We start from the raw sequence: 253 nt of genomic DNA on the forward strand, positions 1-253 counted from the left end.
TGGCCCAGTTGTCGCGGATGTCTGCTTTCTTCAGTTTCGCTCGTAGCACCTGTACGGCCTGATAGGCCAGCACGGTGATGAAGAGATGTCCATCTGCGCGCTCCTCTTTCGAATGATAGACCGGACACAAACCCAACTCGCTCTTCAGGCTGCGGAATACGCTCTCCAGATCCGTCAGCATCGTATAGGTACGCCACAGTTTTTCTTCGTCCCAAGTGGTCTCGTTGCTGCGCAGGCAATAGATGCCGGGATG

General features: G+C 54.9%; 1 pseudogene. It reads right to left on the bottom strand.

Annotated elements, in window-relative coordinates:
- Positions 1 to 253: pseudogene (locus IV91_RS0114845) on the bottom strand (IS1634 family transposase); the annotation flags it as partial.

Origin of the sequence: Ferrovum myxofaciens (genome assembly GCF_000735045.1) — a bacterium.
In the GTDB taxonomy this organism is placed as follows: Bacteria; Pseudomonadota; Gammaproteobacteria; order Burkholderiales; family Ferrovaceae; genus Ferrovum; species Ferrovum myxofaciens.